Source organism: Flavobacterium xanthum (assembly GCF_900142695.1).
In the GTDB taxonomy this organism is placed as follows: Bacteria; Bacteroidota; Bacteroidia; order Flavobacteriales; family Flavobacteriaceae; genus Flavobacterium; species Flavobacterium xanthum.
The window spans coordinates 1-7,093 of sequence record NZ_FRBU01000068.1 but is presented as its reverse complement, the minus strand read 5'-3'; the positions used below and the strand labels follow the sequence as shown (position 1 = coordinate 7,093).

The following is a 7,093-nucleotide window of genomic DNA, read 5'->3' as shown; positions in this document are numbered from 1 at the left end:
GTTATTTCCGATTTTAGCCTAGAAAATAGAAATGAAAACTTAAAAAACTATCTTAAGTTTCTAAAAAAGTTGCATCGCGAATAGGTCGCAGCATAGAATCTTATCGAATGACTATATATATCCAAGATCTATTAACTAGCATGAAGAAATATGTTATTCAACATGATTTTCAAGATGAAAAAGAAGAAATAGAATTTTTCAGAATTATAAAACCACAAATTTTAGGCAAATTAATTTATTACAATAAAGTGTACCGGATAGAAACTTCTTGCCCTGTAAATAGTGGTAAAATGTATTATGAATACTTTTCAGTTGAACTACAACAATTAAAAAAAGAGTATGAGGAACATATTCTCAGCTCTGACTTTTATAGATATTATCGTTCGGGCAGAACTGATCTTGATCATGAATATTTTCAATTGGGAAAGATTAATATCAATACAGGACTTAACAGTTTTATATTTGAGGCTGATACACAATTTTCAACTTATTATGATTACAAAGTGTCAAGGATTATTGCAAATGAATTATTATACAATTATTTAATCATTAAAGTCAATCCTGTTGATATCTCTAATTTGGGTACCTTTAATGGGGAAACTTACGAAAATCTTATTTGGACGGAATCAAAAAATGCTTTAATTGAGCTGATCTACGCTCTACACTCAGCTGGTGCTATTTCTTATGGTAAAACAGGGATTCGCAAATTAAGTTCCGTTTTTCAGACTCTATTTGGTATTCAACTAGGAGATATACACCACGCTTTTCATCGTATGAAAGATCGTGCTGGCAATCGAACGCTATTTTTAGACCAGCTAAAATCTTCAGTCGAGGATTATATGGACAAGGATTTGTAATATGATACATTTTAATGTTTCGAAGAGGCTGTCCGAAAAGTAATTTTCGGACAGTTTTTTTTGTTTATAATTCTGATATTTAGTATATTTAAGTACTAAAATCAATGTTTATGCAGCCAGTTTTCAAACATCATTCTGTTCATCAACAAGTACTTTTTCCTCTAAATTTAAATGATTTAATATCTGAGAATCACTCTTCAAGATTAATTGATTCTGTAGTTGAAAAATTAGAAATATCTGAAATTATATCGCAATATAAAGGAGGAGGAACATCAAGTTATCATCCTAAAATGTTACTTAAAATTTTGTTTTACGGATATTTAAACAATACTTATTCTTGCAGAAAAATAGCCAAAGCTGTAAAGGAAAACATTTATTTTATGTGGCTTTCAGGTGGCTTACAACCTGATTTTAGGACTATTAATGATTTTAGAGGACAAAAGTTAAAAGGTAATATTGAAAAACTTTTTAGCCAATTAGTAATTATGATGGTTGATTTAGAGTTAGTTAGCCTTGAGAAACAATTTATAGATGGAACCAAAATAGAAGCTAATGCGCATAAATATAGTTTTGTATGGAAAAAATCAGTTGAAAAGAATAAAGAAAGACTTCAGTCAAAAATAGATGTTGTTTTAGCCGAAATTGGTCAAGCCATCGAATCAGACCTTATGCATACTGATAATCAAATCGACACGAAAATTGATAGTCAGAAATTAGAAGAAAAAATTCAAGCGATAAATAAAAATTCAAAGTCTGATTTTTTAAATAAAAAGCAAAAAAAAGTAGTTCAGAAACTAGAAAATGAACAACTTCCAAAACTAAAAGAGTACGAACAGCATCTTGAAATTCTCGGCAGTAGAAATAGTTATTCTAAAACGGATACCGATGCAACTTTTATGCGCATGAAAGAAGATCATATGCTCAATGGGCAGCTAAAACCCGCCTATAATATTCAAATTTCTACTGAAAATCAAATCATAACACATTACTCTACTCACCAAACCTCTACTGATTTTACAACTTTAGAAACTCATTTAGAAGGTTTTAAAGATGCTTATCAAAAACAATCCAATCAAGTTATTGCTGATGCTGGTTACGGAAGTGAAGAAAATTATCAATTGCTTGAAAAAAAAGAAGTTGAGTTTTTTATTCCTTATAATATGTATCGAATCGAGCAAACTCTTAAACATAAAAAAAACTTATTTCACACACAAAATCTTTTTTACAATCAAGAACACGACTTTTTGGTTTGCCCAATAGGACAAAAAATGAGCAAAATATATACTAAAAAATCAGAGACAACAACGGGATTTATACAATATCATTCTGTATATCAAGCAATTAATTGTGAAGGTTGTCCAATGAGAGGGCAGTGTTTTAAAGCACAAGGAAACAGGAAAATAGAAATTAATCATAATCTTCAAAAACTCAAAACTAAAGCAAGAGAAAATTTAGAAAGTGAGTTAGGAAAGGAAATTTATTCTAAAAGATGTATCGAACCAGAACCTGTTTTTGGAAATATTAAGCAAAACAAGGGGTTTAAAAGATTTACTCTAAACAAAATAAACAAAGTGAATATTGAATTTGGGTTAGTTGCTATTGCTCACAATTTTTCTAAATGGATAGCAAAAGTGTCTTCCGAGAATTATAAGCCAATTTTTACCCTCACAAATCAACTCAACAACTGTTTAGGGCAATTTTTGATGCTAGATTTGGAACATGCTAGAAATTATTAAGAAATCAAAACTTATAGATAACAAAAAGAGGCTGTCTTTTAGGACAGCCTCTTTTTTATGTTTACCCATCTACGCCAATTGGCAAAACGTCTTCTGACACAGTCTTTTTTTCTAAAAATAGTAATAAAGCCTTACGATCTGTCACTCTTATAAATTCATAAGTTTTTTAAATATTGTCTACTTCAATTGGTAAGTCTTGGCAAAATATTTTGGAGATACTTGGCAATTTTGTAACGGTCACTACAACATCTTTACTGTGGAAATTATAGCTTGAAAGAGTTACAATTCTCAATACTGGTAAATGAAGTGAATAATTGACCAATAGCAAGTCTAACACTATTAATTAATTAAAAACATACCATTATGAATATAGATAGAATGGAATTTATATCGTGGATGGAACGGATTATGGATCGTTTAGATATTTTAAGCGAACATATCACTGACATCCAAAAAAATCGAAATAACATTGACGGAGAAGAATTACTTGACAATCAGGACCTTCTTCAAATGTTGAAAATTAGTAACCGCTCACTTCAGCGTTATCGTTCAGCGGGTAAACTACCGTATTATACGATTAGTGGAAAAATTTATTACAAACTATCCGATGTTCATCAATTTATTCGTGACAGTTTTAATGCCCTGAGAAAAAATTAAAAGCCAACGAACGACAACATATACCCACCAAAGACAGTCATTAAATAATGCGTGTTTAACTATTTATTTTCGATTTAGTAAATTTTAAACAGCATCAACATGAACGAACAAACTATAAGTAATCCGAAATTAGAGGAGCAATTCTCGGATGTTTTGTTAGTATCTGATAGTAAAAAAAATGAAGTAAGGATAGATAATGTAATTGGAAAAGATAAAGAATTACAAGCAGTAGTCCCGGATAAAAAAAATGAAAGTCAGTTCCTGCGTATAGACAAACAAGGTGATTTGTTTTCTAATTTTTTCTCCAACTTTTACCGGCAATTAAAAGATCCTACACATTTTATCTTTTTTAGAGTTCCAGAAAACCAAGCAATACAAATAGCGAAAAGAATGCAGAAAGAAGTTGATAAACCGACCAAAATGGGAATGAAGCAATTTGAACAACATGAAATAAAAGTAGATTATAAACCTTTAAATAAAAATAAGATGAAAACAACACAATCAACACCAGAAGCTGGCGATTACCGCTTCAAATTAGAACAAATCGATTGGAAAGCAATGACTAATCTGGGATTAAGTAAGGAACGTCTCGAAAAAATGAACTTATTAGAGCCGCTGTTAAAAGGATACAAGACCAATGAACTAGTTCCTGTAAGTCTTGATTTAGGAACCTCCATCACTCGAATGGACGCTAGGCTATCACTACAAGAAAAAGAAAACGGACAAGTAGTTCTTTCTATTCATGGCATCCGAAAAGAACCTCAGTTAAACTACAAATTCTTCGGACATGAATTTTCAAAAGAAGATAAAGAAAACTTGCTCAAAAGTGGCAACATGGGCAGAGTCGTTGATTTGATTAATCCCAAATCGGGGGAAACAATACCTTCGATTATTAGCATTGACCGTTTGACCAAAGAAGTTATTGCACTACGCACAGAACATATCAAAATTCCAGAAGAAATTAAAGGGATAAAACTAAATGAGCAACAAAAGCAAACTTTGACAGAAGGCAAATCGTTGTATATCGAAGATATGATGTCAAAAAAAGGTGAACCCTTCAATGCATCAGTTCAATTCAATGCGGATAAACGTTACGTTGAATTCCTTTTTGATAGACCAGATACTAACAAACAGTCACAAAGTCAACAGAGAGAAGCTCCACAAATATTCCGAGGCAAAGAACTTGACGAACTGCAACACCAAAAACTTAAAGACGGACAAACAGTTTATGTAAGTGGTTTGGTTGATAAGAAGGGTAAAGAGTACCAAGGTTATATTACATTCGATAAAGAAACAGCCAAAACTGTTTTTTCTTTTGATAATCCTAATAAATTACAAGAGAAAGCATTACCTAAAGAGGAAAGTAAAACACAGGTTGCGGTTAACTCAGAAGGTAAAACCAACGAGGCTACAAAGAAAATTAAAGAGCCTTTAAAAAGGGAACAGAATAATCCTGAAAGTGCCAAACAGCAAGAACAACAGGATAAGCCAAAAGTAGCAGCTAAATCGAAAGGTCGAAAAATGTAACTATTCTAAAGACTTAATCTAATGAAAGTAGTAATTGCAGAAAAACCAAGTGTTGCTCGAGAGATAGCCATCTTGTTAGGAGCTACAGAAAAGAAGGAGGGTTACCTGATGGGAAATGGATATCAGGTAACCTGGGCGTTTGGACATTTAGTGACTTTGGCAATGCCAGAAGATTATGGTGTTACTGGATTTCAAAGAGAGGCTTTACCTGTATTACCTAATCCATTCTTGCTAACAGTGCGCAAGGTCAAGAAAGATAAAAATTATGTTCGTGATCTAGGGGCGATGAATCAGCTGAACATTATCGATCACCTATTTAAAAACTGCGAAAGTATTATTGTAGCCACAGATGCAGGACGCGAAGGGGAGCTTATATTCAGGTGCATATATGAGTATTTGAACTGCACTAAACCATTTGAACGTTTATGGATTAGTTCCCTAACTGAAAAAGCCATTCTAAATGGGTTTAATAACTTGAAACCAGGAAAGGATTTCGATGGTCTGCATCAAGCAGCACTAGGTAGAAGCCGTGCAGATTGGTTAGTAGGAATTAATGCCTCACAAGCATTAACTATTGCAATCGGAAGTGGTATTTATTCTCTGGGAAGGGTTCAGACACCAACACTAGCAATCATTTGCAAACGATTTTTGGAAAACAAGTCATTTGTTAGTAAGCAATATTGGCAAATTGAATTGGAACATCTTAAAGAGTTTATTGATTTTAAAAGTATTTCTACAATAAAGTGGGATGGAGGTAAACAAGCTGAAGACGCGTTGAAATCGCTACAGAGACATGGGATAGCCACGGTAATTGCCATAGAAATAAAAACAGTCAATGAACAGCCACCATTGCTATTCGATCTTACAGCATTACAGAAAGAGGCTAATATAAAATTAAACCTAACTGCTGAGGAAACTCTCAATATCGCTCAAAGCCTATACGAGAATAAATTCATTAGTTACCCTCGTACCGGGAGTAAGTATATTCCAGAAGATATGTGGGTAGAAGTTTCTAAGCTTATATGGATATTAGAAGAGATGGAGAAATTCAGAGGAGTAGTTCCTCAAATGAAAATAGGACGTTTAAATAAACGAATTGTTAACGATTTAAAAGTAACTGATCACCATGGTTTATTGATTACAGGGAAGGTTCCATCAGCTTTGTCTGCAAAGGAAAAAGCTATTTATGAAATGATCGCATACCGTTTACTTGAAGCCGTTTCTCCTGTTTGCATTAAAGAGATAACTGATGTTGTCTTGCAAGTCATACACTATGATTTTGAACTAAAAGGGATTAAAATTATTGATGCAGGTTGGAGAGCTATTAAAGGCAGTTTTTCAGATGAAGAAAGAGATCCTATTCAAGACTTACCAGAACTAAAAATCGATGATGAAGTCAAGATTAAGGCAGCCAGAATATTGGAGAAGAAAACCAAACCACCTGCTCTTTATACTGAAGCTAGTTTACTTTCAGCAATGGAAAATGCAGGAAATCAGATCGGAAATGAAGAAGAACGTAAAGTATTGCAATGTATTGGAATTGGTACACCAGCAACTAGAGCAGCTATTATTGAAACACTTTTTAAAAGAGATTATTTGAAACGCGATAAAAAGGCACTTGTACCTTCAGACAAAGGATTAATGGTTTACGAATTGGTAAAAGACAAAAAGATTTCTAATGTAGCGATGACCTCCGAGTGGGAATTAGCCCTGCAAAAAATAGAAGACGACGAAGAGGATATAGCAACATTTCAAAAAGAAATTGAAGCTTTTACAACGTATCCGCCCGACGAACCCCATATTTTTTAGATTAACCTAAGGTAGTAGTTTTGTTCTAAACAATTTAGACATGAATAAAAATGAATTTATGTTATCCCGAGTTGAATCTTGGAAACAAAGTGGACTTTCACAACAAGCGTATTGCGATCAAGCAGGTATTAAATTAGGAACCTTCAGCTATTGGATACGAAAAAGCAAAAATGAAGAAGCACAAAGCGGAGGTTTTATTGCACTGAAAAAACCAGTTTTCGCTTTAGAAAACAAATACGAAATCGTATACCCTAATGGAGTTGTGCTGCGAGTGGATACGGATAATTTAAGTGAACTTTCGGCTTTAGTAAACCTATATTAGTGTTTAGCCTAAGTAGTTCACATACCTTTTTGCTCTACCCCAAAGTTTGCGATATGCGCAAAAGCTTTAATGGTTTGTGCGGTCTTGTTGCCAATGAATTAGGACGCGTTGCACATAGTGGGGAAGTGTTCATTTTTATCAATCGAAATAATAATCAGATGAAACTTTTACACTGGGAATCCGGT

7 protein-coding genes are annotated in these 7,093 nt (G+C 33.2%); all 7 read left to right on the top strand.

From position 1 onward, the window contains the following. Nucleotides 1–140 precede the first annotated feature (140 nt). On the top strand, nt 141–857 hold the full coding sequence (locus tag BUC11_RS16035) for an RteC domain-containing protein (RefSeq protein WP_245793948.1): 717 nt from the start codon (nt 141–143) through the stop codon (nt 855–857). A 110-nt stretch (nt 858–967) separates the two neighbouring features. Beyond that, complete coding sequence (locus BUC11_RS16030; RefSeq protein WP_217651042.1) at nt 968–2,593, top strand: IS1182 family transposase; 1,626 nt, start codon at nt 968–970, stop codon at nt 2,591–2,593. A 363-nt stretch (nt 2,594–2,956) separates the two neighbouring features. Next, nucleotides 2,957–3,250: a helix-turn-helix domain-containing protein gene (locus BUC11_RS16025; RefSeq protein WP_073355682.1), complete on the top strand. Its 294-nt coding sequence runs from the start codon at nt 2,957–2,959 to the stop codon at nt 3,248–3,250. Nucleotides 3,251–3,349: 99 nt separating this feature from the next. Next, nucleotides 3,350–4,777 carry a DUF3945 domain-containing protein gene (locus tag BUC11_RS16020; protein WP_073355681.1) on the top strand — a complete coding sequence of 476 codons (1,428 nt, stop codon included), beginning with the start codon at nt 3,350–3,352 and terminating at the stop codon, nt 4,775–4,777. 21 nt (nt 4,778–4,798) lie between these two features. Next, entirely contained in the window at nt 4,799–6,586 is a 1,788-nt protein-coding gene (locus tag BUC11_RS16015) for a DNA topoisomerase (RefSeq protein ID WP_084129731.1), read from the top strand. Nucleotides 6,587–6,626: 40 nt separating this feature from the next. Then, nucleotides 6,627–6,908 (top strand): IS66 family insertion sequence element accessory protein TnpA, encoded by a 282-nt coding sequence (tnpA, locus tag BUC11_RS16010; RefSeq protein WP_073353117.1) that lies wholly within the window; start codon nt 6,627–6,629, stop codon nt 6,906–6,908. Further along, nucleotides 6,908–7,093: IS66 family insertion sequence element accessory protein TnpB (tnpB, locus tag BUC11_RS17430; protein ID WP_394332908.1), on the top strand; the 186-nt coding region annotated here is incomplete at its 3' end. The genes tnpA and tnpB, both read left to right, overlap by 1 nt.